Here is a 24,816-nt window from a genome sequence, read left to right as displayed (position 1 = left end):
AAGAATACAAAGGTACGAATTTTTATTTATCTATTGGTTATACGGCTTATAAGGCGAATGCATCACATTCAATGTCTTCGGCAACCACACCCGGTAACGCTGCGTTTTATCCCAGGTATTCCCGGCAGAGGCAAAATCGCAGAAATGGATCTGCTTCGGAGCCCGGTTGCTTTCCAGGTCCGTTCCCAACACCATCGGGGCGGTAAAAGCCAGCCAGGCAAAATCTGGAGCCTCCACAGGCGTTAACTCCACATACCCGTCCTTGCTCACGACAACAGAGGCTTCATCGACAAAGCCATCCCCGAAACGGCTGTCACGGGCCAAGACCAGCGGACCGCGCACAATAGCCTGCGCCTGGTTCTTTTCCACCAAACGGGCACGCAAATCGAGCTTGACAGTGATCCGGTCGCCCTTTTTCCACTTACGGTCCACCGGCAAGTAAGCGCCTTGCAGGACATCGCCCTGCGGTTGTCCGTTCACGGAAACCGTCGCAATCTTGCTCCATGCCGGGATACGCAAGGCAATGGTGAAAACCGTCTCTTTCGCCGGATCGACCTCTATCTCGATCTGATCAGTCTGCGGATATTCGGTCGTTTGCTTCAACCGTACCGGTTTCTTGCCCGGCAATACCAACTCCGCTTCCGAGGGAGCATAAAAATTCACCCGGACGCAATCGTCCTGAACCTGATAGGCGAATTGAGGAATCATGGCAAAAGCACGCGGGCCGTTCGCATTGCAACAGTTGATGTGCATGCCGCATTGCTCCTCCCCTTCATGCCGCCATCCTTCCAACGGACTGTATTTGGCTATCTGAGAAGCATCCGCTTTCAAAGAAGCCATCAAAGCATTATAGATAGCCGTTTCCATATAATCGGCATACAGGGAGTTGCCCGTCATCTGCAACAGGCGGTTGCAAAGTTGCATCCAGGTAAAAGTCACGCAGGTTTCCATCGTATGGTAAGTCGGTTGTGTCTGCCGTTCCTTCCCGCCATACCAGCATTCGAATGCACTACCTGATCCGGCCACGTTGATCTCTTCGCGTACGATATGCCCGACTGTCTTTTCCACGACAGAGAGATAGAGCGGATTGCCTGTTACCTTATATAATTCGAGCAGCCCTTCATAGCAGGACATCATTTCGTAAGCTTTCTGTCCGTTCTCCCTCGAAAACCAGGTTTTCGGATGCGGGAAACGGTTGGCTACAGGCACATCGGCAATGGCTTTGCTGATCAGTTGCGGACCGCCGGGTGTCTCCCACTGCCCGACAATGTATTGGGCAAAGTCGAGATAACGCCCCTCTTTCGTCCGGTTATACAGATACATGACCGGTTCGAGGATGGAAGAACTCGGCATACCGACATAATTGCCGGTCGAGACGATATCCGCCTTTCCGGGACCGACCTGCGTCATCAGATGGTCGACCACTTTACAGGCTGCCTCCAAGGCTTTTTTGTCACCCGACAGATCGTACCAGGCAATCAATCCCAGCGAAGTATATTTACGTCCCCAGACATCCCATTGCTGCAACTGGCATTCCGGTGCATAATTCCCGATATAGCCGTTCGGCAGCTGCGTCGCCATAAGCGATTCGGCCGCCTCCTTTATGATCCGGTACAGTTCCGGATCCCGGTTATAACGATAAGAAGCGATCGCCCCCTGTATCCATTTCCCCCAGAACTCACTTTGCCAACGCGTCTTCTCGTCCTGGTGGCGGAACGGTTCGACCAAATGATCCACATCCTGCGCTTTCACACGATGTTCGATACAATCAGCTATTCGAGTCCCAACATAACCGGATATTTTTACCTGTCTCACAGGAGAATCATTGACGACTTGCGCCATCCCTGCTGTCGAGCAGGCACAAGCCAACAGGAAAGAGAAGGCCTTCACCTTAAACGGAATCATCATAATATTAAAAAATTAAGAATTACAGGAACAAAAATAAGGAGTTAACCGTGATATATTGTTATAAAATTGACAGAATACCTGTCAATTATGATAATCGAAAAACCATATTCAGCGGATATTCACCTCATTGTTTTTGTTTTATTGGCTTCAGCATGCCATTCGATATAGATTTTATTTATCTTTGTTGAGATTCATAAAAACAACTATCATATATTATGAAAAACAAAGTAAGCAAACTGATTTTCGGCTGTATGGTATATGCGTCGGTACTTCCTATGCCAGGGCAGGCCAATATCCATCCGGAGAACACCGGGAGAAAAAGTATGGAACAGACCGCAACGGATAACGGGACGAAGCTCCCCCGGACCGCGGCTCCTCAAACAATGAAAAAAGCCATAGACAACTACCTGGATGCCGTGAACGTCGCCAAACAGGATTTGCACAGCATCATGGTTCTCCAGCACGGCAAGGTAATTGCAGAGAAATGGCTGGGCGAAGGGGCCGCAGACAAACCCCATATATTAAACTCTGTCAGTAAAACCTTTACGGCTACCGCCATCGGTTTTGCCGTAGCCGAAGGGAAACTGAAAGTCACGGACAAGGTCGTATCCTTCTTCCCCGACAAGCTCCCGGCAGAAATCAGCCCTTATCTGAAAGAAATGGAAATACGCCATCTTCTGACAATGTCATGCGGACACGACACAGACCCGACCAACCGGATCCGCCAGCAAAAGGATGCGAACTGGGTGCAGGAATTCCTGGCAACGCCCGTAGAACATAAACCGGGGACATTCTTCGTGTACAACAGCCTCGGCTCCTATATGCTTTCCGCCATCATCCAGAAGGTGACCGGCCGGACAGTTCTCGACTACCTGACCCCGCGCCTGTTCCAACCATTGGGAATCACTGGCGTTTCCTGGGATAAAAGCCCGCAGGGAATCAATTGCGGAGGCTGGGGATTATACCTCAAAACGGAAGACTTGGCAAAGATGGGACAATTCTTCCTGCAAAAAGGGAAATGGAACGGCAAGCCGCTGTTGCCCGAATCCTGGATCAAAGAGGCGACAACCTCCAAAATAGCCTCTTTACCCGCCGGTATGCGGCCGGAAAATCTCCGGATGAAGCCCGAAGACAGCGATTGGCTGCAAGGATATGGCTATCAAATGTGGCGTTGCCGGCATAACGGTGTCCGTGCCGATGGTGCAGCCGGCCAGTATATCATCCTCCTCCCCGATAAAGACGCTGTAATCGTGACGACCGCCAAGATCAACGATATGCAGGCTGAAATCAACCTGATCTGGGAACATATCCTGCCGGCATTGTAACAAATTTCCTTTTTGAGCAAATCTTCCTCCTCGATTGTTATTACAATAAAACAATCTTATGGAGAAGAACATTTTCTGGCTGGATAACAGCCAGCTCAAAGAGATAGCCCGCTCGTTCGGGGAAAAGGTCGAAGAGGGGTTGAACTGGGAAAATGCGGAAATACAGTGCATCCCCACTTTTATTGCGCCTGATGCCGGCCATATCAAGGGCAAAGCATTGGTTCTCGATTTAGGAGGCACCAACTACCGGGTGGCAACCGTCGACTTCGGCGACGGAGCACCCGCCATCCATCCCGATAACGGTTGGAAAAAAGACATGTCGGTCATGAAGTCGCCGGGCTACACCCGCGAAGAACTTTTCAAGGAACTGGCTGACATGATTGTCGGGATAAAACGTGATGAAGAGATGCCAATCGGTTACTGTTTCTCTTATCCGGCAGAGTCGGTACCGGACGGCGATGCCAAATTGCTGCGCTGGACAAAAGGGGTGGACATCAAAGAGATGGTCGGGCAGTTGGTCGGGAAACCTCTACTCGACTATCTGAATGAACGCAGCAAAATCAAATTTACGGGTATTAAGGTCTTAAACGACACGATAGCCAGTTTATTTGCAGGTTTGACAGACAGCAGTTACGATGCCTATATCGGGCTGATCGTAGGGACGGGGACAAACATGGCCACATTCGTTCCGGCGGATAAAATAACCAAACTGAATCCGGCATACAAGATGCAGGGCTTGATCCCGGTTAACTTGGAATCCGGCAATTTTCACCCGCCTTTCCTGACTGCCGTCGACGACATGGTCGATGCCATTTCGGGCAGTTTGGGGAAACAGCGTTTTGAAAAAGCGATCTCAGGCCTGTATCTGGGAGATATTCTGAAAGCCACTTTCCCATTAGATGAGTTCGAAGACAAATTCGATGCCCGTAAACTGACGGCGATCATGAACTATCCGGACATTCACAAAGACGTGTATGTACAAGTCGCACACTGGATTTACAACCGGTCGGCACAGCTGACAGCCGCTTCGCTCGCAGGACTTATCCTGTTGTTGAGATCCTATAATAAAGAGATACGGAAAATCTGCCTGGTCGCCGAAGGCAGCCTCTTCTGGAGCGAGAACCGGAAGGACAAAAACTATAGTACCCTTGTCATGGAAAAATTGCGGGAACTGCTCGATGAATTTGCATTAAAAGATATAGAAGTACGGATCAACGACATGAAGAACGCCAACCTGATAGGGACAGGTATCGCGGCGTTTGCCTGACTGCCGAGTATCCGAATATAGGAAATGCTACTCTTTTATTCTTCCAAAACAGGTAAGTGATTATATTATGCCTATATTTACGAAAATTATACTTGGGAAACATGGAAGAATATATTGGCACAGTCATAAAAGTCGGAGGCATCATGATCGGATGCGTCATGATATTGTTCGTTATTTGGCACATAGTCAAAGATATACTGGATATCAGCGGAAAAGATTCATCTGACGGTAAATAACCGTCCGCAATTTTTCCCGCTGATAAGCACAGCCTCCGGCCGGGTAGAGGGAAAAACCGGGCGGAAGGCGCCTTGCATGAATAATCTAATTAGTGCAGATTCAAAACGGCACCTCGTTATTCCCCGGAGCGGGAGCCAGGAAATCAGCGCCGGCCGGTGGTATAGGCGGCATAGCTTCCATCAGACCCGAACCGTTCATATTGGAAGAGAACTCACGGACCGGAACATCTTCGTCCACATTCATGAACTTGGCAAATTCGCTCTTGAAACGAAGGCGTACATCCCCGACCGCACCGTTACGGTGCTTGGCAATAATGATCTCGGCCAGGCCGATCAGGGAATTACCCCGCTCGTCTTCCGTTATCTTATAATATTCCGGACGATGGATGAAACAAACCATATCCGCATCCTGCTCGATAGCGCCGGATTCACGCAAGTCGGCCAACTGCGGGCGTTTCCCTTCCGCTCCCTGACGCGCCTCGACGCCACGGTTCAACTGCGACAGGGCAATGATCGGAATGTTCAGTTCCTTCGCCAGCCCTTTCAACGATCGTGAAATGGTACTGACTTCCTGTTCACGGCTGCCGAAACTCATGCCGCTCGCGTTCATCAGCTGAAGGTAGTCGATGATGATGATCTTTATACCGTGTTCACGCACCAGGCGGCGGGCCTTCGTACGCAGTTCGAACACCGAAAGGCTCGGCGTATCGTCCACATAGATCGGCGCGTCGTACAACTCCTTTATCTTGAAGTCCAACTGTTCCCATTCGTAGTTTTCCAGACGTCCGCTCTTGATCTTCTCGCCCGGAATCTCGCATACGTTCACGATCAGACGGTTGACAAGCTGGACGTTGCTCATTTCAAGAGAGAACAGGGCGACCGGCGTATTATGGTTCACCGCCATATTCTTGGCCATAGAGAGGACGAACGCCGTCTTACCCATCGCAGGACGGGCGGCAATGATGATAAGGTCGGAATTCTGCCATCCGGAAGTCATCTTGTCCAGTCCTTCAAAGCCGGTGCGCAGGCCACTCAGCCCTTCTTTTTGATTGGCCGCCTTCTCAAGCAGCACCATCGCTTCCTTGATTACCGGATTGATCTGGGTGACGTCTTTCTTCACGTTGCGCTGGGAAATCTCAAAAAGTTTTCCTTCGGCTTCCTGCATCAGGTCTTCCACATCGATCGTCTCGTCAAAAGCCTTGCCCTGTATCATGGCTGTAAAAGAAATCAATTCACGCGCCAAGTATTTCTGTGCGATAATACGGGCATGGTATTCGATGTGGGCGCTACTGGCTACCTTGCCGGTCAGTTGGGATATATAGAACGGGCCGCCCACCTCTTCCAGTTCACCGCGCTTCTTCAATTGCTCGGTGACAGTCAGCATATCCACCGGACGCTGGCTGATCGCCAGGTCTACGATGGCGGCATAAATTTTCTCATGCGCCTTCTCATAGAAACATTCCGGTTTCAATATTTCACTGACCATGGAATAAGCATCTTTTTCAAGCATCAGAGCGCCCAACACCGCCTCTTCCAACTCACGGGCTTGCGGTTGCAAGCGCCCCATATCGGGCACTACGACCGGCTTCTGCCTTCCTTTGCCTCCTGTATTTTTTCCTTTTTCTGCCATTATTCTAATTTGTTATCGGGCACCAAATGTAATACTTTTTATCCGGTTCTCCGAACCTCGCAAAAGAGAATCCCATTTATACACCCCGAATCTTCTTTTATCAAAAAGACAGCATGATCCCGTGAAAATCGGATTTATACCCCAACTATTTGAAATTACCCGCAAGGGTAATATTTTTTAACATTCCATTTGATAGCAAATATCCCATTTCCCGATCTAAATGTCAAAAGAGCAGGTCACATCGATTTGCCGAACCGGGAAGCATCCACCGCTTCATGGTGCTTTTTCTTATAACCTCCGAATTTCCAGACAAAAGAAACGGTTACACAACGTTGGTCATCCAGTTTCCAAAGGCGGCTATATTGACCGGACTGGTTGATTTCCATTGTATGAGGCATATTGCTACGGAAAATGTTATTACATTTCAGGATCAAAGTAGCGCGATCGTCGGCAAACTGCCATTTCAGTGCGGAAGACACGTCATAGAGGTAGCCGAGATCATAGATTCCCTGCACGGCTCCGGTCACGAAATAGGCATTCAAATCCAGTTTCAAATTCGGACGGGTCTTGGAAAGGGTGAACGTATTGTCCATCTTGAACTGTCCGGTGTATTTCTCATTATGAAAAGACAGATCATGAAAATGGTCCAACTTCTCTTGAATACGCTGACCTGACAAGGTTACCTGGCTGTTCCAGAACTCTCCGACACGGAAAGGGACAATCGCCCCGATTCCGAATTGCAACAGGTAGTCCATGTTCTCATACCGGAATACGTTTTTCAGTTCCGAGGTATTCTGATAAGGCAATTGGACGAAGTAATCGGGCACATAGTCACAAAAAGCGAGGATCGTATATTTTTGCTTCAGGATATAAATCAACTGCCCGCTATAAGAAGGGTAAGGCTTCAGGGAAGGATTGCCCAAGACAACGGAATAAGAATTGATCGGGCTTGCCTGCGGTGTCACATCCCAATAAGACGGATAGGTTTTGTCGCTGCTTATATCCAGTTGAATGATGTGCATCGGATTGATCGTATAGCTGAGAGTCGCATTCGGGAATAAAGTCCAGTCATTCCAAAGTGTGGACTTCACACCGTTAGAGGTATAATCCGATTTGAAGTATTCAACTTTCAGGGAAGCAGTTGCGGAGAAATGAGAACCGAAATCCTTGGACACCTCCAAGAATGTATTTCCACTATACTCTTTCTGGCGGTTATTTTCAAGTTCATCAAAAGCCAATTCATAGCCGTTACCTTTATTATATAGATAATCGATATAGGTCTTCGAAGAAGTGAAACCGCCGTGGACACCGTAATTCAGCGCCCACCCGGTTTCAAAAGTGCGGCTATGGTTAATAAATAGTGCTCCTTGTGAAATATCTTGCTTGGAATTGTTCTGCATATCCGTCACCGTCGTTTCACGGCTTTGATCGACAAATGTCTGGAAACCGGGTGAATGATAACGCGTAAAATCCGCTCCCGCCATCAGTCCGGAGTTGCCGTCATACTGAATACGGACATTATGCAACGCATTGTTTCCTTCCACATAGGTACGGCTCAGGCGTTCTTCCACCGGCTGTCCGGATTTCAATGTCTGGAAGGTTGTAGCGGCTATCCGCTCGATATCGGATTTGCCAGCCGTAAGATAATAAGCGGCAGAAAGCCTGTCATCATTTTTGAAAGTATAGTCCATGCCTAAACGCACCGTTCCATCTATGCCGCTCCGGGTGCCGCGTCCCGATTGGTTGACCTCCGTTACCCGTTCTTCCAGGGTATGACGGGCCAGAATATCCTCTCCCATGTAGTTCCGTCCCTTAGCCCCATCGGCTAAGAAGTCTATATTGAAACGGGATGTGGAGTAAAGCAAGTTGCCATGAACTCTCCCCTCCGCGTAATGGCGCTGCAAATAATCGGCACCGGTTTCTCCTTGAAGAATATTCTTTTCGGCAGTTTCCTTATCCAATACGACATTGATCATAGCTCCTTTGATATTATATTTGGCGGGTGCATTATACATGATCTCTACGTTACTTACCCTCGAAGCCGGGATTGTCTTCAGCAAACCGACCAACTGATCGATCGACATCGTGGTCAACTGCCCATTGATCACAATGCTCGGACTGCCGGCGCCCAACAGTTGGACGGCATCGTCCGTACCGATCACACCGGGTATCTGTTTCACCACTTCGAACGCATTACTGACCGCCTTATCTTTCATCAATTGGGGGACATCATATTTTAATTTGCCATTTTCCACTTTCACCTGCGGACGTTCGGCCTTTACCACAACACCATCCAGTTCGTTCTCTTTTTCGATCAGTTGTACCCTACCGACATCTGAGGTAGAAATTTCTTTACAGGCCGGTTCATATAACAAATGCTGGAACAGCAAACGGTATTCCCGGTCGGCTTCCTTATTCAGTAAAAACAGCCCCAAGCTATCCGTGACGACCGCATCCATATAAGTAGAATCCAATGTTTGCAACACGACAGCCACTCCATCTATCGGCTGTTCTCTTTTATCGACCACCTTTCCATGAATCCAATCCTGCGCCTGTACCATCCCGCTACCGGCAACAAGTAAAGCCAAAGAGTAATAAAGTATTCGTTTCATTTTCGTTTGTTTTTTAATTAACACTGCAAAGGAAAAGCCTTCCGGGGAGAAACTGTGTTATCACTCGCTTACGAAGTGTTATTTAGTCTTATCGCCGGTTACCTGACAAAACAAAGGAATTTCATCAACATCTCCGGTGTATTTATTGACTGCGAACGGTAAATTGCGATTATTTCGGTATAGGATCTAATCTCGCTGAATTTCCTCAATGCTCATATTTTCTACTATCATTGCATATTCCGGTTATTAGATTTTAGAAAACATTTTACCCAATCCGCCCTCCTGTTCATAAATAATGCGTATATTTGCGAATTACGTAACAATTAAAATCAACAGTAACTATGAAAAAAGAAGAGTCAGATCTGAAAATCATGGAAGAGATGGAAAGAAAAGAGTTGCAGGACAGATATATCCGTTTTGATTGGGCCATCAAGCGCTTGTTGCGCCAGAAAGCCAACTTCGATGTGCTCGACGGCTTCCTGACCGTCATGCTGAACGAAGAGATCAAGATCGTCGAAATCCTCGAAAGCGAGGGCAATCAGGAAAGCGCCGACGACAAGTTCAACCGCGTCGATATCAAAGCCCTCAACAGCAAGGGCGAGATCATCCTCGTCGAGATCCAGAACACACGCGAACTGCATTACTTGGAGCGCATCCTCTACGGCGTGGCCAAAACGATCACCGAACATATTTCTCTTGGTGAAGGCTACCAGAAAATCAAGAAAGTCTACTCCATCAGCATCCTTTATTTCGACATCGGCATCGGAGCGGACTATTTCTATCACGGCCAGAACCATTTCATCGGCGTGCATACGGGCGACCAGCTGCGTGTAAACGTGCGCGAGCGTGATGTCCTCGTCCCGCACCTTCCTGCTGAAATCTTCCCCGAATACATCCTGATCCGCGTGAACGAGTTCGACAAAGCGGCTCTTACCCCTTTGGACGAATGGATCGAATACCTGAAAGACGGCACGATCCGCCCCGACACGACGGCTCCCGGCCTGAAGGAAGCCCGCGAGAAGTTAAAATACTACTCCATGTCGCCCCAGGAACGTCTTATCTACGACCGGCATCTCGATGCCATCATGATCCAAAACGACGTGATCGACACGGCCAAATGGGAAGGGAGAATAGAGGGCCTCGCCGAAGGTAAGGCTGAAGGTCTTGCCGAAGGAGAAGCGAAAGGAAAAGCCGAGGGGAAAGCGGAAGGCCTTGCCGAAGGTATGCGCCAAGTCGCTTTTAAGATGAAAGATACGGGCGTAGATATTGCTACCATAGCGAAATGCACCGGCTTAAGCGAAGAAACAATCCGGTCTTTATAAGGAATAATGAGCCAATCAGATAATAATATGACTGGGATGAAGACACGTCTCCGATTTAAGATAATAGCGGCACTCATCTGCCTTTCTCTTGCCGGGTTACTGATATCGCAGGGTTACTGGCTAAAAGGTTTGTATGTTTCAAATAAGAAAAGCACGTGGGAGAAGATAGAAGAATCCATGCGGATGGCCGATTATATGGAATTATTCCTACGCCTGGATTCGCTTAGCCAAAATAATTATCATGAAGAAATCTCACCCAGGATTTCAATCAGCCGGGATACGGATTGGGAAGACAAAAAGGATTCCCTCAGCCAGGATCAAACTCTATCGCCTTCCCCTGCCACTACAGTCCAATATATAGCAGCAGCCGAGACCCTTAAAGAATACCTGCAGATGATCAGTACAATGGAAAGAGGCGTCCAGATCATGATGCACCAGAAAATAGACTCACTACTGCCTATTGATTACGCGCAATATAAGAACTTGCTGCAAATGGAATTGCAGGAAAGAGGAATTGCAGCACCGTTCGTCCTGCAAGTGATCCGGCAGGGAGCAACCGACTCCGTCATTTACGCCGGCGGTGATTCGCTATATAAAAAACAACCCTGGAAGAATGCGGTCTGTTTTACCCACACGATCGAGCCGGAACAGTATTATTACAGCCTGAAACTACCATCCCCCGACCGGATCGTATTCCGTCAAATGGCAGGCATCCTGACTTCTTCATTCCTGCTTATCGTTATTATTCTGATAGCCTTCATCTACCTCCTTTATACCATCCTCCGGCAGAAAACGATAGAGGAACTGAAAACAGACTTCACCAACAACATGACGCATGAACTGAAAACACCGATATCGGTAGCCTATGCCGCCAATGACGTGCTGCTGAATTACAGTGACACCACTAACGAGAAGCAAAAGAAATATTTGAGTATCGTACGGGAACAACTCAACCACCTATCCGGACTTGTCGAACAAATATTGACCCTTTCTGTCGAAAACAGGAATACTTTCCGCCTACGGCCCGAACCGATACCGGTACCGGAACTGCTCATTCCGCTTATCGAGCAATTCAAACTGAAGACGGACAGACCCATCGACCTGACGACAGAGATACCGGCTAAATTAGTGGTAACAGCCGACCGGACCCATCTGTACAATATGCTCAGCAATCTGATCGGGAATGCAATCAAATATTCTGGCGAGAAGCCCTGCCGAATCACAATCAGAGGTGCCGTATCGCCCAAAGAAACTGTTCTTTCAGTTACAGACGAAGGAATCGGCATCAGCGAGGCTAACCTGAAAAGGATTTTTGACAAATTCTACCGCGTCCCCAACGGCAACTTGCATGACGTAAAAGGGTTCGGGCTTGGGTTATATTATGTACACGATATGATGTCCAAGCACGGCGGAAATGTTACCGTCAAGAGCCAGCCGGGAAAAGGTTCCACATTCACCCTTCATTTTAAGAATTGACGACAATGGATAAGATCAGAGTATTATTGGTTGAAGACGAGCCGACGCTCGCCATGATTATAAAAGACACTCTGGACGGTGAAGAATTTGAAGTGATTCTCGCCGCAAACGGAGAAGAAGGATTGTCACGATATAGAGAGACAAAGCCGGATATCATCGTCACAGACATCATGATGCCGAAAATAGACGGCTTCACGATGGTCCGGCACATCCGGAAAACGGATCGGCAGATACCGGTCCTTTTCCTTTCCGCCCGTTCAGCAGCCAACGACGTGGTCGAAGGTTTCGAACTGGGAGGCAACGATTACCTGAAAAAACCGTTCGGGATGGCGGAACTTATCATCCGTATCAAAGCATTATTGAACAAAATAAGCGTCCGTAAAGAAGAAAGCAGCAACTTCACGCTCGGACAATATACATTCGACTCCATCACGCAAACGCTTCAGTACTACGGAGAAAAGCAATTGCTAAGCAACCGCGAATCCGAAATACTGAAGCGCTTATGCGAAAACAAAGACCATGTGCTGCCCATGAAAGACGTCCTGTTGGAACTTTGGGGAGACGATTCGTTCTTCAATGCCCGCAGCCTGCACGTATTCATAACCAAGTTGAGGCATAAACTGTCGAAAGACGAATCGATCAAAATACTGAACGTACGCGGGATCGGTTATAAGCTGATCATCGACTGATCTGCTTCAATGCCTGTGCCAACTGGTCCGGGCACGAGGTCCCGCGCTCACGGCAATCGATGCCTTCGAGCCGCCGGATCGCATCGCCGACCTCCATTCCGACCAGCAGCCTGGACAAACCTTGTGTATTTCCCTGGCAACCGCCAATGATCTGTACATTTTTAATCACGTTGTCTTCCGAGTCGACAATCATCATTTTAGAACATACCCCGCCGGTCGGAGTATAAGTAACACGTTGTCTATTCATCCTTTTCTGCTTCTATATAAATTCTGTAACGGGCCACAAAGATAGAATAATTTAAGACAACCGCCAATCCTTAAGTATTGGTCTAATTTCACAAAAGAAACAAATTATTCAAGATATATCGGGAAGTAGGGCGCTTTATCCGAAAAGAATGCTTTCCTTTGTATCAACAAACAATGAGAGATTATATCGATTTGATTTTTCACATGTATCTTCTCAATTATATATTGAGCATTTTCATCTCTGATAAATAACTTCCTTAAATTCGATTGTTGAATTATTAATTTTTTTATTTTTATATTTATGAACATGTATATTGGTAACCTTAGCTATAACGTTAAGGAATCGGATTTGAGAGATGTAATGGAAGAGTTCGGAACAGTTGATTCAGTTAAACTGATCATAGACCGCGACACAAGAAGATCCAAAGGCTTTGCGTTTGTCGAAATGCCGGAAGATTCCGAAGCACAAAATGCAATCAGAGATTTGAACGGAGCTACGTACGAAGGCCGTCAGATGGTTGTAAAAAAAGCAATCCCAAGAAATTAATTCCACAGAATTATAAAAGCTAAATTGAAAAGGATATCCGGTTTGGGGTATCCTTTTCTTGTTTATTCCACCTATCATTTTAACCAATTCCTTTTTTCCTAAAAGATTTGTACCTAACTTTGCGAAATATAAATAACAACAGCATGACATACGAAGAGACGCTACACTATCTATATACCAGTATTCCTGTTTTTCAGAATGCCGGACCTTCAGCCTACAAACCCGGATTAGGAACCAGTATCGCACTGGACGACCATTTAGGCAATCCGCATAAAGCCTACAAAACGATACACGTAGCCGGTACAAACGGCAAAGGCTCCGTCAGTCACCTGCTGGCCGCCATCCTGCGCCAGTCGGGATATAAGGTCGGGCTTTACACCTCCCCGCACCTGATCGACTTCCGCGAACGGATACGGGTAAACGGACAAAAGATACCGAAGGAATATGTCATGGATTTCGTAGAACGCCACCGTTCCTTCTTCGAAACTCTCGATCCTTCCTTCTTCGAACTGACTTCCAGCATGGCTTTCGACTATTTCCGTGCCGAGAAGGTGGATTATGCCGTTATCGAAGTGGGCATGGGCGGCCGCCTGGACAGCACCAATATCATCACTCCCATCCTAAGCATCATCACGAACATCAGTTTGGACCATACACAGTTCTTAGGAGACACGGTCGAGAAGATAGCCGTCGAGAAAGCGGGCATCATCAAGAAAGGGGTCCCGGCCGTAATCGGCGAAATCGACCAGGCGGGCCTCCTGCCCATCTTCCTTAGAAAGGCCCAGGATATCGGATCTAAATTGTTTTTGCCGCAATTTGAAAAAGTGCTTCGTGACGCCTATTTGGATGAATCAAACGAATGGTATTACGACAGTACCGACTACGGGCAGCTCTTCGGTGAACTGGGTGGCGCCGTACAAGGGAAAAACGCAGCCACCGTATTGACGGCTCTCCGTATTTTGAAGGAGAATGGCACGATGATCACGCGCCAAGCCGTCCGTGAAGGTTTCGAGCACGTAGTCGAACTGACCGGCTTGATGGGCCGTTGGCAAACGTTACAAAAGCAACCGACCGTGATTTGCGACACGGGGCACAACACAGGCGCCTGGCAATATTTAGGCTTCCACCTGACAGGAGAGTTGAAACGTCACAAACGGCTCTTCATGGTCGTCGGCATGGTCAACGACAAAGATATCGACGGCGTATTGGAGCTGATGCCTGAAAAGGCGTTCTATTTCTTCACCCAAGCATCCGTGCAACGGGCAATGCCTGCGGAAAAGTTTGCAGAAAAAGCGGCACGGCACGGTTTGCCGGGCACGATCTGCGATTCCGTGCCGGAAGCCGTGGAAAAAGCATTGGCGCAAGCCGGACAGGACGACCTCATCTTTATCGGCGGAAGCACTTTCATCGTGGCGGATGCCTTGCCCTTATTCTTGAAAGAAAACAAATAACATAATTCAAAAACAAATATCATGACAGAACAAATTCAGAGAAAACTGAGCGAATCGAAGACGGCACGATGGTCCGTACTGGCGCTCGTCGCATTCACAATGCTCTGCGGGTACTTCATCACAGACATGATGGCTCCGCTACAAGACTTACTACAAACCCCCGTCGAAGGAGGCGGACTGGGATGGACAGCCAATGAATACGGCAAATTCACCAGCGCCTACGGTTGGTTCAACGTATTCTTCCTGATGCTGATCTTCGGAGGTATGATCCTGGACAAGATGGGCGTACGTTTCACCGGTTTGATGGCGACCAGCATCATGCTGATCGGCGTATTTATTAAATGGTTCGGTATATCACACAACTTCGACGGTGCAACCGTCACCGTTTTCGGTTCGGAATACGGATATCCATTGGTAGTGGCTTCATTAGGATATGCTTTGTTCGGCGTCGGCATCGAGATTGCCGGTATCACCGTTTCGAAGATCATCGTAAAATGGTTCAAAGGCAAAGAGATGGCCTTGGCAATGGGGCTGGAAATGGCTTGTGCCCGTATCGGTACGGGGTTGGCGATCGGCGTTACGCCTTTGTTGAGCCGCGCGTTCGGCAACTCCATCAGCATGCCGATCTTCATCGGTCTGATCCTGCTTTGCATCGGTTTATTATCCTTCATCGTATTCGTAATCATGGATAAGAAACGTGATGCGGAAGATGCAGCCGACGCTACCGGAGAAGAAGAAGCGGAAGAGCCGTTCCGTTTCGGCGATATCCTGGATATCATCACGTTAAAAGGCTTCTGGTATATGGCGCTCCTCTGCGTCCTGTTCTATTCGGCTGTCTTCCCCTTCCTGAAATACGCTCCGAACCTGATGATCAATAAGTTCGGGATCGATCCGGAATGGTCCGGTGTCATTCCGGCCTTGTTGCCGTTCGGCAACATCCTTTTAACTCCGTTCTTCGGGAACTTGTACGACCGTAAGGGAAAGGGAGCCACCATCATGATTATCGGCTCCATCATGCTGATATTCATCCACCTCACATTCTCCATCCCGATGCTGAACAACTGGTTGATCGCCCTGGGCCTGATCCTGCTGTTGGGTATCGCCTTCTCGCTGGTTCCGTCCGCCATGTGGCCTTCCGTTCCGAAGATCATTCCGGAAAACAAATTAGGGACTGCCTACGCTCTGATATTCTGGGTACAAAACTGGGGGCTGATGGGGGTTCCGTATATGATCGGCATCGTTTTGGATCAATATTGCATTACCGGAGAGATCAACGGCAAACCGACCTACGACTATACGATCCCGATGTTGATCTTCACCTGCTTCGGTGTTTTGGCACTTGTCATTTCACTGTTGCTGAAACGTGAAGACCGCATCAAAGGTTACGGCCTGGAACTCCCGAACATCCAGAAAGACGCCGACAAAGTACTGGCAGAAGAGATGATCGGAGAAGGGCAGAGATAAAAAGAGATCCATGCCAAAAAGATTAAAAGGAAGGTGCTTGGGAACACCTTCCTTTTTTTGTTACCGGATTACGATCTTATATGTCTTCTCTCCGATCTTCACAAGATACATGCCTCTGCCCAATTGCATCTGCGTACTTCCTGCGGATAAATCCTGTTGCCCGTAAAGAAGTCCGGAAAGCGTATAGACACTGACGGTTTCCGCTTTCGGGAGATAGATATGCAGGGTAGAACCGATAGCCTGGACCTTTATCTCTCCTTCAATCGTCGCATTGCCCGTCGGATCGTCTTTTATGATGCCTTCGATCGTTATTTCCGTATCTTCCTCTATATTCCGAATGATGTATTTGCCATCGCTTTCACGAGGTTCTACTACTATGCCGTTAGCTTTTACTACCGGCCGGGAACTTTCGTAGCCTTCATGAAGCGTCAGGGTAAAGCTGAACGAATAGCCTTCCTCGACGGTCCGCATACCAGCTTTCGGATTGGTGGTGACACCTTCCACTTCGGGGAGGGTAACAGTATAGTAAGTCGGGACAGGCGGGACATACGTGCTTTTGAAGGTAGCCTTGAAGGTCACTTCATTTTCAGGCATCACATAGGTTCCGTTGTTTGCCAATGTCACAGCCTGCCCGTCTTTGGGAGTGGCAGTGATCGTTTCCAACCGATAGCCATTTGCCGGGATTGCCTGGACTGTCAATATCGTCTTATCGGCTACCTTGTCGTTAGACTTGATTTCGATATCTCCGGCTTTTACCGTAAAGGTATGGCCGTTACCCGGATCGGCGATCATAACCAGATAAGTCTTTTGCAAATCCTGTCCTCCTTCGGTCTTGGCCTCAGCACCCTCTTTCACGACAACAGTTCCTTCATTGCTCAGACCGGAAGTAGTAAGAGTAGTACCTGTTTCAGACACAATGACCGCACCATTGCCGACTTGGATTCCTTTATCGCTGCTTCCATCCGTATTGGTCGATGTGATCGTTGTCGATGTACCTGTAATGGTCAGGTTACCGTTATTCAGGATACCGTATTGGTCGGCATTGCCTGTCTTTACTTCCAAGCTTCCGCTAAAGGAAACGTTCGCTCCGTTCTCGATTGTCAATGCCGGAGCCGCGGTCGATGTCGAGTTGATCTTTGCGCTCTCGAAGATCAAAACACCTTGTGCGGTGTTATCGATCAACATGCGTTTGCCATCGGCAAGGGTGTTCTTGATTGTACCGTTGAAAGAGACTGCTGCCGTAGCGGTTCTTGTAATGGCGGCTTCCGTATATTTCCAAGCATCGCCATCCTTCGAGATCGTGACATCATCGCTTCGCTGGGACAAATCCAACGGTTGGATTTCTGTTTCCACCGTTATATCGGCATCGGCGGACAAGGTCAGTTTCTCACCGCTCGTTATCGTTTGACCATTGTTTTTAAGGATAGCGGCAATACCTGCATCCGCCGGGGTGACGGTAACAGTCAACTGGGTATTTGCCGGAGCTTGGTCGCCATCTTCCAACTCGACATCTTGCTCTTTAAACTTATCCCATACGACAGACAAAGTTCCGAATTTCCGGTCCGGTTCCGTGATCTTTACCGTATAAAGGGTTTCGCTATCCTTTTTCACGCGATAGGTGTTTCCGGCTTTGTAGACGGGGGAAGTAACGGCACTGCCGGCTTCCAGTTTTACATATTTGGCGAATGTAGTGGTTTTGGGAAGGTTGCTTGCAACTACCAACGGTGTGTTAGTCGAGAAATCTTTCCCGATTATGTGAAGCAGGATTCCGGTCCCGATCAATTTGCCATTCCCGCTTATGTTTACCGGATGTGCAGGATCAAGACTAAAGCCATGTAAAAGAAATATTCCGCTTCCTGTGGTTTGAGGTTCTTTAAAACTGACAACCGAATTGTTGAGGACGATATCTGTAAAACCCTCAATCATAGGAGTTACATATGGAGCGCTTTCGTTCCCTACTCCATCAAACATCAACGTACAACTTTCGTAGACATTCCCCAGAGCATAAACCAAATTCCCAGACTGAAGGCCAGTCGTGACCGTACCTCCTTTTATGACGATATTCATACTTCCTGCAACAACGCCGTCCGAAGCACCTGCAATTTGATCATTTACCGCCCCTAAGGTCCGTGTTTCTCCATCATTGAACGTAACAGTCACATCACCTCCGATATGGGACGGATTATAAGGGCTTTCCACATGCCCGCTACCATATATCGAATGGTATTTTCCTGTATTTATCGTAACTTGGGTATTCCCTGTCACATCCGCATACAAGCCTCCTCCATAAACCGAAACTTCTCCATTCGTCAATCCGGACACATGTACTTCCGTACTTCCGACTTTGCCGAGATTCGCATCCCTGCTATCGCCTTGCCCACATTTTTTCCCAAATCCCCCTCCGTAAATCGTACCGGAAAAATCACCTCCGGTCACGATCACTTTAGAAAGCCCTGTTACCTGCCCGATAAAACCGCCTCCATATATGCCATATGCAAAAGTTCCACCGGAAACATTTACTTCCGTATTTCCACAAGTGCCGGAATCACTACCTCCAAATATATTTTCGGTAACGACAGCCGTGTTGGAAATAGTCAGTTTGGAAGTGCCGGTCACATCCCCTATTTCACCCCCTCCATAAATCCAGCAGGTAGTACCTCCGGACATAACGACTTCCGTATTGCCACATGAGCCATTATAACCTCCGCCGAAAATACTTCCGTTAATCGTTCCGCCACTCATCGTTATTTTAGCGGTTCCGGTGACAGCTCCGGTAGAACCGCTACCGCCATATACCCATCCGAACTGGCCGCTTTTGATGATGATGTTCGTATTCTCAACATTCTCGGTATTACCACCTCCCCAGACATTACATATTCCCGTATATGAATTTTGTCCATTATTAGTGTATCCGGAAGCACTGCAATCTGTCCCTTCATCAAACGTAAGCGTATGCCCATTTGCTACTATTTGAAATATATTCAACTTGATATTCTTGAAGGCAACAGCTCCTTGCATTGACATTCGATATTCATTACCCGTATTATTACTATTATAAAAGTGAAAAGTTTTTGGATCGGCAGGATCACTGCTACTAAATACGCATGCTTTTGCCGGCATTTCTCCCACTGTCAGATCTGCATTTAAAACGATATCGAAATTTGTTTCTGCCGATTGGTTGATTGCTGTGAGGGCAGAATCCCAATCCGTATAACTTATTCCGTTTACTGTTATATCGACAGTTTCCCCACTTTTTGTCATAGGTGAATGGAACTTGTTTTTATTAGAATCGATATTTCCCGAAAGGCTGCTACCGATCGAAGACGCTCCTCCTCCCATACTAAGGCTTTGCGCCACTACGGCCTGGCTTCCAGCCAGACATAAAAAAGACAGCATCAGTGCCGTCACACGAGCTGTCATGTTCTTTAAGTATCTCTTTTTCATATGCAATAATTATTATGTAGTTTATAGATATGTCGCACTTGTTTTATTACGGCTACCGTAACAAAGGCTTTACGGAGATCGTAACAACCCTATTACGATGGTCGTAAAAAAAGGGAGCATCAGAGTTCGCCCGGTCTTTCCTCATCCTCGCCTACCCTCAGCTTATAGGGGAAGCGGTTACGGCGCACCTCTTTAAGGACGGTTTTACTGTTGCCTCCATATTGGGTCGCGATTTCGAGATAGTAGTAGCCTTTCGCCAGTTGCGGAATCGTAAAGGAGAAGAACGACGGATCGTTACGGGAAACAGAAGTTTTCGGAACGGCAGTTTCTTCTTCCGTATCGGCATTGATAAAAAAGAAACCGACGGTCGATCCTTCCGAACCGACCACTTTGACACGCTTGCCTTCGCCGTTGAGATTGCCTGACGGGGTGAGTTGCGAGTTGACCTTTTCGGTCACGACATCGGTAACGGTGGTGATCGTGGGTAGATTTTCCTCGACACCTGAAATGATTACATTTATACTCTTCAGATCTTCACGGAAAACAGAGCGGGTGGTGCTGCGGATGGATACATTGTTCTTTGCAGGATCGAAAGCGGCTCCCGGTCCGATAAACGGCCCGTCGACTCCAAGAGAGTTGTTCGTAAAGCCAAATTCTACGGTAGAACCTGAGTACATCTCTTCTTTCGCCGTTTCTTCAAGATCGTTGTACATGCTCTCATACTCGGCGGCAGTGTACTTGCTTCCTTTGGCCGCTCTTATCCGGCAAAGGTCTTTGATAGAGCGGTTTGCGACATAGGTTACATTACATGTGAAGTCGTCCTCACGTTCGGTCAGTACGTTGGCTACCAATTTGCCTGTAATACTGCGCTTTTTAGGTTCGTTTGCCATGATATTTTAATTTAATTAGTCCGTTATGGACTAAGTCGATTACTAAAAATCAAGGCCTGATATGTCTCTTGAAATCGGCTACAATAAAGGGAAAGACGATAAAATACCAACGGTTAGTCACCCTTGTTTATACCCTAACCGGAGATTCTAAGTATAATTTAATCCGTCCACAGGCAAAATAAACACAGAAAACACCTGATAAATAACAACTATTTATAAGCACTTACAGGATATTTACTATCTTTGTGAGCAGTATAACCATAGTTCATAACGAACTAAGTCAGTATTCCCCTCTTCTGCAAACTTGTCAGATTCACATTCCACCAGCCATAATTTGCCACAGTTACCACTTGATTTGTATGGAAAAGTTTGTATTAATACTTACATTTGCCAATCATTAAAAAAGAAACGTATGATCTGTTTTCCTAATGCCAAAATAAACCTGGGGCTGAATGTCGTGAGCAAACGTCCCGATGGCTATCATAATATCGAAACTATCTTCTATCCGATCCCGGTGAAAGATGCGCTGGAAATAGTCGGAGCCGATACATTCTCTTTCACACAGACGGGAATACCGGTAGATGCCCCAATTGAAAAGAATTTGGTTGTCAAAGCGTTGAACCTGCTGAAGTCACGGTATGAAATTCCGGAACTGGAAGTCCATCTGCTGAAAGCCATTCCTTTCGGGGCCGGACTTGGCGGAGGCTCGGCCGATGCCGCTTTTATGCTGAAGTTGCTGAACGACTATTGCGGGCTTCACATCCCGGAAGACGGCTTGGAAGAGCTTGCTTCTTCCATCGGGGCGGACTGCCCGTTCTTTATCCGCAATACGCCGGTATTCGCATCCGGCACAGGAAATATCTTCGAAACGGTGGAATTGTCGCTGACGGGATATCATCTCTGTCTTGTCAAGCCGGATGTCGCCGTCTCGACACCGGAGGCCTATTCGATGGTGACACCCGCTGCTCCGCGAACCTCTTTGAAGGAAATCATCAGGAGACCTGTCGGAGAATGGAAAGAACGGATGGTAAACGATTTCGAGAAAAGCGTCTTCCCGAAACATCCGGTCATTGCCGGGATTAAAGAAACGCTGTATGAAAAAGGAGCCGTCTATGCATCCATGTCCGGATCGGGCTCTTCCGTGTTCGGACTGTTCAAAGAGGCGACAGACCTCAAAGGCTTGTTTGCCGATTGTTTTGTCTGGGAGGGACAACTGCCATGAACAAGGTAGCGGACTTCTTCGACACCCTTGCCGACCGGTGGGACGAGCTTTGCTACCATGATCCGGAAAAGCTGAACGACATCCTGCAACGAACCGGCTTGCGGAAAGGGCTCCGCATACTGGACATAGGATGCGGGACAGGCGTATTGGAAAGTTATCTCCTGCCCCATTCTCCCCTGCAAATCGTGGGAGTGGATATCTCTCCGGGGATGATCGAAAAGGCACGAGGCAAATACGCGACACCAATCGTCGACTTCCGTTGCCAGGACGTACGGGACATACGGGGAGAATCTTTCGACTATATCATTGCTTACAGTGTTTTCCCCCATTTCCAGGAACCGGAGAAACTGATCTCCCATTTAGCCGGACTGCTGCCGGCTGGCGGCGAACTGGTGATCTGCCACAGCGAAAGCCGCGACAAGATTAACGGGCATCATGACAAACATGCCGGAAAACTCTCGGAAGGATTGCCTCCCGTGGAAGAGTTGGCACGCATGTTATCCCCTTTCTTCACTGTCAACACGATGGAAGACAGTGACCGGCTGTATATGATCAGCGCCACCCGCAAACAGACATTCTAAATATATACGATACATGAATCAAAAGATTAAACTTATCCCGTTACTCCTCTTTTCGGCTTTCGCCACACAAGCGGCGGAAGACGTTAAAGTGATGCAGTACCTTCATGCCGGGCCGATAACGGTCAACAAACCGATCCTGGCAGACAGCCTGAACGTCAATGGCAAACCTTTCGAAGCGAAAAACCTGGTCAAATCGACCATCCCGTTCGACCGTGCCCTAAGCAACGCGGGCGTGGTCGATGCGGACACCGCCGGACTGATTACCGTCCCGACGCCCGAAAAAGGATATGCCTTGCATCTCTATTCGTTCTACCTGAACAGCGACCGCTACACGAAAGGCTCGCTGGAAATCTCCGGACCGGGGACATTCGAAGTGTTCGTCAACAATAAACCGATCGGCGCCACTTCCGAATTGACCTTGGAACCGCACCGCTATGAAGTGGTAATCAAATATCTGACAGCCGACACCGATACCTGTCCGTCCACGCTGGCAGCCAAGTTCAAGAGCGAAGAGGAAGCACAAGTCATAGCTTCTCTCGATCCGGAAAAGCGATATACATCACGCGATATCCTGGAAGGAACGCAATTCCGGGGAACGAGCGTTTCACCTGACGGGAAATATGTACTGGTAAAATATTACACACGCCTGGAAGGTGGGAAAAGCGAACAATACGCCCAATTGCGGGATGCGGCGACCGGACGGGTTTTATTGCAGGATAAAGGGTTTATCCTGACTGCCGACTGGATGCCGACGAGCAGCAAGATGTATTTCACCCGTACCGGAATGAATGGGAAAGAGCTGGTAACCGTTGATCCGGCCACCATGCAGGAGGAAGTCCTGGCGGAAAACCTGCCGGAAGGCAGTTTCAGCTTCACTCCGGATGAAAAGACATTGCTCTACACCATCCGGGAAGAGGGGCCTAAAGACGGGCCGGATATGCTTCGTATCCTGGAACCGAACGATCGCCTGCCGGGATTCCGCAACCGTTACTTCATCTGGCGTTACGACCTTCAAACCGGCCTGTACGAGCAGCTGACATACGGACATAACAATACCTTTATTAATGATGTCAGTGCCGACAGCCGTTACCTGCTGTTCAGCACCAGTGAGCAGGATTACACTTCACTGCCCCACTCCAGCAATTCCATGTATAAGTTGGATTTGCAGAGCATGGCGGTCGACACCTTATGGGAAAGGGCCAAATACATCAATGGGGCGACCTTCTCACCGGACGGCAAGCAGTTGATGGTGTTCGGTTCCGGCAATGCCTTCGACAATATCGGCCTGAACATCAAAGAGGGACAGATATCCAACACCTACGACGGGCAGCTTTTCCTGTACGATCCGGCAACGCGGAAAGCGAAAGCGCTTACCAAAGACTTCAATCCGAACGTCACAAGTGCACAATGGAACAAATTCGACGGACAGATCTATATGTTGACGGAAGATCAGGATTACCAGCGTGTCTATACCTGCAATCCGGCCAACGGGAAAATCCGCCGCCTCGACCTGCCGGAAGACGTCATTTACAATTATTCGCTGGCCGAAGCCGCTCCGGTCATGTATTACTACGGACAGAGCGTATCCAACGCCAACCGCCTGTACAGCTACAACACCATGAGCAAGAAGACGCAACTGATCTACGACTTGTCGGCCGACAAACTGAAAAACATCCAATTCGGAGAAGTGCGCGACTGGAATTTCACCTCTACCGACGGGACTGTCATTCAGGGCCGCTATTATCTCCCGCCCAACTTCGACGCATCCCGGAAATATCCGATGATCGTCTACTACTATGGCGGAACCTCTCCCACTAACCGTGCGCTGGAATTCAGTTACTCCATGCATATGTATGCAGCCCTCGGCTATGTGGTCTACACGTTGAACCCAAGCGGCACGACCGGCTTCGGACAAGAGTTCGCCGCCCGTCACGTAAACGCCTGGGGAGACAAGACTGCCGATGAAATCATCCAGGGAACAGAACTGTTCTGCAAAGAACATCCGTTCGTCAACCCGAAGAAAATCGGTTGTGCCGGCGCCAGCTACGGCGGTTTCATGACACAATATCTGCAAACAAAGACCGACCTGTTTGCTGCCGCTGTCAGCCATGCGGGTATCAGCGCCCTGAGCAGTTATTGGGGAGAAGGATATTGGGGATATGGATATTGCTCGGTTGCCAATACGGGCACTTACCCGTGGAATAATCCGGAGTTCTATACCAAGCACAGTCCGTTGTTCAATGCCGACAAGATCAAAACCCCTCTCCTGCTGCTTCACGGGAATGCAGATACGAACGTGCCCGTCGGGGAAAGCATCCAGATGTTCCTGGCCTTGAAACTACTTGGAAAAACAGTCGAGTTCGTACAGGTAGACGGTGAGGATCATGGCGTTGCGGATTACAAGAAACGTCTCGAATGGCAGAATACCATCTTCGCCTGGTTCGCCAAATACCTGAAAGACGAACCGCAATGGTGGGATGCGCTTTATCCAGAAAGACATTTATAA

The 24,816-nt window shown here is 48.3% G+C and carries 17 protein-coding genes and 1 pseudogene; 12 read left to right on the top strand and 6 right to left on the bottom strand.

Annotation, left to right across the window (positions count from 1 at the left end; genetic code table 11):
* Nucleotides 1-30: 30 nt before the first annotated feature.
* Entirely contained in the window at nt 31-1,908 is a 1,878-nt protein-coding gene (locus ACW6QF_RS14505) for a glycoside hydrolase family 127 protein (RefSeq protein WP_456088341.1), read from the bottom strand.
* Between the two features lie 353 nt (nt 1,909-2,261).
* On the opposite strand from ACW6QF_RS14505, the pseudogene ACW6QF_RS14500 reads away from it, so the two are divergent.
* The 3 genes and pseudogenes from ACW6QF_RS14500 to ACW6QF_RS14490 form a co-directional block, all read left to right on the top strand.
* A pseudogene (locus ACW6QF_RS14500) lies at nt 2,262-3,233 on the top strand (serine hydrolase domain-containing protein); the annotation flags it as partial.
* A 58-nt stretch (nt 3,234-3,291) separates the two neighbouring features.
* The gene (locus tag ACW6QF_RS14495; RefSeq protein ID WP_456088340.1) at nt 3,292-4,500 is read left to right on the top strand and encodes a hexokinase; all 1,209 of its coding nucleotides are present in this window, start codon (nt 3,292-3,294) and stop codon (nt 4,498-4,500) included.
* A 101-nt stretch (nt 4,501-4,601) separates the two neighbouring features.
* Nucleotides 4,602-4,736: a hypothetical protein gene (locus ACW6QF_RS14490; RefSeq protein ID WP_298552468.1), complete on the top strand. Its 135-nt coding sequence runs from the start codon at nt 4,602-4,604 to the stop codon at nt 4,734-4,736.
* Between the two features lie 100 nt (nt 4,737-4,836).
* On the opposite strand, the gene dnaB is transcribed toward ACW6QF_RS14490, so the two are convergent.
* Both dnaB and ACW6QF_RS14480 read right to left on the bottom strand, forming a co-directional pair.
* Nucleotides 4,837-6,366, bottom strand: coding sequence for a replicative DNA helicase (gene dnaB / locus ACW6QF_RS14485; RefSeq protein WP_456088339.1), 1,530 nt, complete (start codon nt 6,364-6,366; stop codon nt 4,837-4,839).
* Between the two features lie 236 nt (nt 6,367-6,602).
* Nucleotides 6,603-8,978, bottom strand: a complete 2,376-nt coding sequence (locus ACW6QF_RS14480; protein WP_456088338.1) for an outer membrane beta-barrel protein — start codon at nt 8,976-8,978, stop codon at nt 6,603-6,605.
* 341 nt (nt 8,979-9,319) lie between these two features.
* On the opposite strand from ACW6QF_RS14480, the gene ACW6QF_RS14475 reads away from it, so the two are divergent.
* From ACW6QF_RS14475 to ACW6QF_RS14465, 3 genes are read left to right on the top strand one after another with little or no spacing between them, the layout of a single operon-like run.
* Nucleotides 9,320-10,300: an Rpn family recombination-promoting nuclease/putative transposase gene (locus tag ACW6QF_RS14475; RefSeq protein ID WP_456088337.1), complete on the top strand. Its 981-nt coding sequence runs from the start codon at nt 9,320-9,322 to the stop codon at nt 10,298-10,300.
* A gap of 36 nt (nt 10,301-10,336) precedes the next feature.
* On the top strand, nt 10,337-11,776 hold the full coding sequence (locus tag ACW6QF_RS14470) for a sensor histidine kinase (RefSeq protein ID WP_456088336.1): 1,440 nt from the start codon (nt 10,337-10,339) through the stop codon (nt 11,774-11,776).
* A gap of 5 nt (nt 11,777-11,781) precedes the next feature.
* Nucleotides 11,782-12,465 carry a response regulator transcription factor gene (locus tag ACW6QF_RS14465; RefSeq protein WP_456088335.1) on the top strand — a complete coding sequence of 228 codons (684 nt, stop codon included), beginning with the start codon at nt 11,782-11,784 and terminating at the stop codon, nt 12,463-12,465.
* On the opposite strand, the gene ACW6QF_RS14460 is transcribed toward ACW6QF_RS14465, so the two are convergent.
* Nucleotides 12,455-12,712, bottom strand: coding sequence for a TIGR03905 family TSCPD domain-containing protein (locus tag ACW6QF_RS14460; RefSeq protein ID WP_298552456.1), 258 nt, complete (start codon nt 12,710-12,712; stop codon nt 12,455-12,457). The genes ACW6QF_RS14465 and ACW6QF_RS14460 overlap by 11 nt on opposite strands.
* Before the next feature lie 300 nt (nt 12,713-13,012).
* Between ACW6QF_RS14460 and ACW6QF_RS14455 the strand changes: the two genes are divergently transcribed.
* The 3 genes from ACW6QF_RS14455 (at nt 13,013) to ACW6QF_RS14445 (ending at nt 16,173) form a co-directional block, all read left to right on the top strand.
* Complete coding sequence (locus tag ACW6QF_RS14455) at nt 13,013-13,258, top strand: RNA recognition motif domain-containing protein (RefSeq protein WP_456088334.1); 246 nt, start codon at nt 13,013-13,015, stop codon at nt 13,256-13,258.
* Between the two features lie 143 nt (nt 13,259-13,401).
* Nucleotides 13,402-14,709 (top strand): bifunctional folylpolyglutamate synthase/dihydrofolate synthase, encoded by a 1,308-nt coding sequence (locus ACW6QF_RS14450; RefSeq protein ID WP_298552451.1) that lies wholly within the window; start codon nt 13,402-13,404, stop codon nt 14,707-14,709.
* 21 nt (nt 14,710-14,730) lie between these two features.
* Nucleotides 14,731-16,173, top strand: coding sequence for an MFS transporter (locus tag ACW6QF_RS14445; RefSeq protein ID WP_298552449.1), 1,443 nt, complete (start codon nt 14,731-14,733; stop codon nt 16,171-16,173).
* A gap of 60 nt (nt 16,174-16,233) precedes the next feature.
* Here the strand turns inward: ACW6QF_RS14445 and ACW6QF_RS14440 are convergent, their stop codons facing one another.
* Nucleotides 16,234-19,617, bottom strand: coding sequence for an InlB B-repeat-containing protein (locus ACW6QF_RS14440; protein WP_456088333.1), 3,384 nt, complete (start codon nt 19,615-19,617; stop codon nt 16,234-16,236).
* 119 nt (nt 19,618-19,736) lie between these two features.
* Nucleotides 19,737-20,507 (bottom strand): DUF4469 domain-containing protein, encoded by a 771-nt coding sequence (locus tag ACW6QF_RS14435; protein WP_308548890.1) that lies wholly within the window; start codon nt 20,505-20,507, stop codon nt 19,737-19,739.
* Nucleotides 20,508-20,919: 412 nt separating this feature from the next.
* Between ACW6QF_RS14435 and ispE the strand changes: the two genes are divergently transcribed.
* From ispE to ACW6QF_RS14420, 3 genes are read left to right on the top strand one after another with little or no spacing between them, the layout of a single operon-like run.
* Complete coding sequence (ispE, locus tag ACW6QF_RS14430; protein WP_456088332.1) at nt 20,920-21,729, top strand: 4-(cytidine 5'-diphospho)-2-C-methyl-D-erythritol kinase; 810 nt, start codon at nt 20,920-20,922, stop codon at nt 21,727-21,729.
* Nucleotides 21,726-22,310: a class I SAM-dependent DNA methyltransferase gene (locus ACW6QF_RS14425; RefSeq protein ID WP_298552439.1), complete on the top strand. Its 585-nt coding sequence runs from the start codon at nt 21,726-21,728 to the stop codon at nt 22,308-22,310. The genes ispE and ACW6QF_RS14425 overlap by 4 nt, the downstream gene beginning before the upstream one ends.
* A 13-nt stretch (nt 22,311-22,323) precedes the next feature.
* Complete coding sequence (locus ACW6QF_RS14420; protein WP_456088331.1) at nt 22,324-24,816, top strand: prolyl oligopeptidase family serine peptidase; 2,493 nt, start codon at nt 22,324-22,326, stop codon at nt 24,814-24,816.

The organism is Parabacteroides sp., from assembly GCF_977054455.1.
Note: the sequence above shows the minus strand (reverse complement) of the source record. Positions and strands in the feature narration are given on the sequence as shown.